Source organism: Oleiphilus sp. HI0123, assembly GCF_001635315.1.
Map to the genome: position 1 here is coordinate 1 of NZ_LWGE01001140.1, position 4,283 is coordinate 4,283.

General features: G+C 44.3%; 4 protein-coding genes. 3 read left to right on the top strand and 1 reads right to left on the bottom strand.

The annotated features are described in order from the left end of the window. The 3 genes from hflC to A3761_RS11975 all read left to right on the top strand — a co-directional run. On the top strand, positions 1-676 hold a 676-nt coding region (hflC, locus tag A3761_RS11965), incomplete at its 5' end, for a protease modulator HflC (RefSeq protein WP_068750262.1). 206 nt (positions 677-882) lie between these two features. Then, positions 883-2,094, top strand: a complete 1,212-nt coding sequence (locus A3761_RS11970; RefSeq protein ID WP_068513439.1) for an ATP phosphoribosyltransferase regulatory subunit — start codon at positions 883-885, stop codon at positions 2,092-2,094. Positions 2,095-2,208: 114 nt separating this feature from the next. Beyond that, entirely contained in the window at positions 2,209-3,504 is a 1,296-nt protein-coding gene (locus tag A3761_RS11975) for an adenylosuccinate synthase (RefSeq protein WP_068513457.1), read from the top strand. Between the two features lie 90 nt (positions 3,505-3,594). Here the strand turns inward: A3761_RS11975 and cmoB are convergent. Beyond that, the coding region (gene cmoB / locus A3761_RS11980) for a tRNA 5-methoxyuridine(34)/uridine 5-oxyacetic acid(34) synthase CmoB (RefSeq protein ID WP_068750264.1) at positions 3,595-4,283 on the bottom strand (689 nt) is incomplete at its 5' end.

The window sequence follows — 4,283 nt, forward strand, 5'->3', positions numbered from 1 at the left end:
TCTAACCTTAGATGCACAGCCAGCACGTTTTCTTACCGTGGGTAAGAAATTTGTAATCGTTGACTCTTTCATTAAGTGGAAGATTGTCGATGTTAAAGCTTATTACAAGGCAACAGCGGGTAATCGTTGGCAAGCCACGACCTTGTTGGCGAACTCAACCAACAAAGGCTTACGAGACGAATTTGCATCTCGCAGCTTAACTGAGGTGGTATCGGGTGAGCGTGATCAGTTGATGAGTATCATTACCAAGAAGCTAAATGAGCAAACGGTTAGTGAGTTTGGTATTCAAGTGGTCGACGTGCGTGTGAAAGGAATTGACCTGCCTGAAGATTTGAGTAAAAACGTATACCGTCGTATGGCGACTGAGCGTGAGCGGGAAGCAAGAGAAACTCGTTCGCAGGGTAAGGAGCTAGCAGAAGGTATTAAGGCAAACGCCGATCGTCAAAAGATTGTACTGGAAGCTGATGCTTATCGTAAGTCGGAAGAAATACGTGGTGAAGGTGATGCCATTGCTGCAAACACCTATGCTGAAGCCTTCAATAAGGACCCAGAGTTCTATTCTTTTACGCGTAGTTTGAAAGCTTATACAGATACATTCTCTGGTAAAGATGATGTCTTGCTGCTTAAACCAGATAGCGACTTCTTTAAGTATATGAAGAAGCCTGACGCGAAGTAATCTAAGTTAATTTCGCTCTATCAAAACGCGAATAGATAAGTTCTATTCGCGTTTTTTTATGCTTTTTGCAAACATTGGTTTTTTTGTGCGCAATAAAACTGTAAAATCGCGTGCTTTTGGGTCTTCTAGAATTTGAAGGCCAATTTCAGCCCTTATTTTGCTGAAATAATGTTGTTTGATAAGACTGTCCATAAGAGAGAATTTGCATGAGTGTGTCTGAACGCTGGTTACTGCCAGATGGGGTTGATGAACTGCTGCCACCAGAAGCGTGGAAAGTAGAGCAGATGCGCCGGTCGATGCTCGATATTTATGCTTCCTATGGTTACGAGCTGGTATCACCGCCGCTTATAGAGTATTTAGAGTCATTGTTGACGGGGACTGGAAACGAGTTAGATTTACAGACGTTTAAGGTGACCGATCAGCTCACAGGCCGTTTGATGGGGGTACGCTCTGATATAACGCCTCAGGTAGCAAGAATTGACTCGCATATGCTTAAAACTAACGGTATTAGCCGACTATGCTATGCAGACACCGTGCTACATACTAGACCTGCACACATGCTTACTAACCGCTGTCCGATGCAAATTGGCTGTGAATTATTCGGTGAGAAAAGCCAGGCGGCAGACCTTGAAGTAATTTCTTTGATGCTAGATACGCTAAATGCCGCTCAGGTAGGTCGTATACATATTGATCTGGCGCATGTCGGAATTTACCGAGGGCTGTTAGAATCTGCAAGCTTTGATGAAAGTACTGAAATTAAAGTGTTTGATGCACTTAGTCGAAAATCTATACCTGAATTGGACGCTTTAGCTCAAGCAGATGATGCAAATAAAGAGATAATTTTACTTATTAGAGATATTGCCAACCTAAGTGGTGGTGTTGAGTCTCTAGAAAAAATTCGTCAAAGTGTTGAGCGTTTAAAGCTAAGCGCTAACGAAGGTATTGTTTCCGCTATTGCTGAGCTGCAGAGAATTATTGATCAAATTCAGCTTCGTTTTGATGGTGTTGAAATCGGGATCGATTTTTGTGAGTTACGTGGATACAGCTATCATACTGGTATTTTGTTTTCAGCGTTCAGCTTGGGTTATGGATATGCCTTAGCGAAAGGTGGCCGCTACGATGATATCGGTAAAGGTTTTGATCATGGTCGGGACGAACGTTCGCGTCCTGCTACCGGCTTTAGCGCAGATCTAAAAGCTATTTTGAAAGTCTCTAGCTTGGCTGCAGAAACGCCTGAAAAGGAAAGAGTCTTTGCACCTCTGTCTGATGATAAAAAATTGCATAGTGAGGTAGCAGCGCTACGTAAGTCCTATCAGGTAGTTCAAGCGTTAAATGCTGCAGATACTGCGAAAGGGTATTCTTGTAGCAAACAGCTGGTATTAAAAGATCAACAATGGGCTCTTGAGCCTGTTGGCTAGTGTTATTTCGGGCGGCTAAGATAGCGGTCCATTCAGTTTAAAGGCTTGTCAGTATCTTGTTTAGCTGGCAATTAGCAATAAAAGCATTGTGCTTTTTCTATGAGAAGAGAAGTTATGGGTAAGAATGTTGTCATTTTGGGCACCCAATGGGGTGACGAAGGCAAAGGTAAAATCGTTGACTTATTAACAGATCAGGTTGCGACGGTAGCGCGATTCCAGGGTGGCCATAATGCCGGTCATACACTGGTAATTGACGGGGAAAAGACAGTATTACATTTGATTCCTTCCGGAATTCTACGTGATAACGTTACTTGTCTGATTGGTAATGGCGTCGTGCTTGCTCCTGATGCTCTTATCAAGGAAATGACTGAACTTGAAGAAAAAGGTGTGCCGGTTAAGGAGCGCTTAAAGCTGAGTTTGGCTTGCCCATTAATTTTGCCTTATCACGTTGCGCTTGATCAAGCGCGAGAGATAGCGAAAGGTGCTGATAAGATCGGTACGACTGGTCGCGGAATCGGCCCAGCGTATGAAGATAAAGTTTCTCGTCGAGGTCTAAGGTTAGGTGACTTGGTTGATGCAGAAAACTTTGCTAAAAAGCTTAAAGAAATTATGGAATACCACAACTTTGTATTGGAAAACTTCTACAAAGTTGAGCCTGTAGATTATCAAAAGACGCTTGATGATGTGCTTGAGATGGCGAAGGTTCTTTTACCGATGGCGGTTGATGTCACGGACGAGCTTCACGCATACCGTAAAGCGGGTGAGAATATCTTGTTTGAGGGTGCCCAGGGCTCCTTGCTAGATATTGACCACGGTACCTACCCATTTGTAACATCTTCAAATACGACCGCAGGTGGCACGGCGACCGGTAGTGGTTTCGGTCCTATGTACCTTGATTACGTACTGGGTATTACTAAAGCTTATACAACTCGAGTTGGTTCTGGTCCATTCCCAACAGAGTTGTTTAATGATCAAGGTCGTCATCTTGCCGAGAAAGGCCATGAGTTTGGTGCAACCACTGGTCGTCCACGTCGTTGTGGTTGGTTTGACGCGGTTGGTTTACGTCATGCTATTCAGATCAATTCGGTGTCTGGTATTTGTTTGACCAAACTTGATGTACTAGATGGTCTTGAAGAGATTCAGGTTTGTGTAGGTTATAAGACTAAAGCGGGTGAAGAATTAACACGCCCACCGCTTGATGGTCGAGGTTATGAAGATCTGGAACCTGTATTTGAGTCGCTACCTGGTTGGTCAGAAAGCACTTTAGGTGTGCAGAAACTAGAAGACCTTCCTGAAAATGCTCGAAGCTATATCAAGTACATTGAAGAGAAGATTGAAGCGCCTGTTGATATTATTTCAACCGGCCCTGATCGTGTTGAGACGATTGTGCTGAGACATCCTTTCGACTGATTTAGCTAATCAATACTTAAAAAGCCTGATTGCTTTATGCTTTCAGGCTTTTTTTATGAGCGAGTGTTTTGAGTTGAGAGTGACTACAAGCTATTTTTTATTTGCAATGAAAGTCGCACGCAAAGGGGCAGGGTAGCCTTCAAGCGTTTTGCTCTGGTCTGTTGGGTCTAGGAAGTCCTTTAAGGATTGGAACTTCATCCAGTCCGTGCTTCGCTGCTCTTCAGTTGAGGTGATGTTGCTCTCTACACAGCGAATATTAGTGAAACCGGCTCGCCTTAGCCATAAGCTCAGGGTTTCTTTAGTTGGTAGATACCAGACGTTTCGCATCATGGCGTAACGATCCTCTGGCATTAGACTATAGCCTAGCTCACCTTCACAAATGAGCGTTTCCAGCACCAGTTCGCCGCCCTGGCGCAAGGTCCCCTTGAGCTCCAATAGGTGATCGATAGGTGAGCGGCGATGGTAAAGCACGCCCATTGAGAAAGTTGTGTCAAAGGCCTCTAGCTGTGGTGTCACATCTTCCATTCGTACTGGGAGCAAATGGATGGGTGCTTGAGGGCCACAATATTTCTTTAGAGTCTCGAACTGTAGTAAGAATAAAAAGTTCGGGTCGATCCCAATAACATTTTGTGCGCCTTCGCCCAACATACGCCAGCAGTGATAACCAGAACCGCAGCCTACATCGAGTATAATCCGGTTTTTTAAGGGGGTGATGTGGTCTTTGATACGTTCCCATTTCCAGTCTGATCGCCACTCCGTATCGATATGAACGCCGAATA

Bases quoted from the DNA above. Each gene is read 5' to 3' on its own strand.
- A3761_RS11970 (WP_068513439.1), top strand. From the start codon at position 883: ATGAGTGTGTCTGAACGCTGGTTACTGCCAGATGGGGTTGATGAACTG.
- A3761_RS11975 (WP_068513457.1), top strand. From the start codon at position 2,209: ATGGGTAAGAATGTTGTCATTTTGGGCACCCAATGGGGTGACGAAGGC.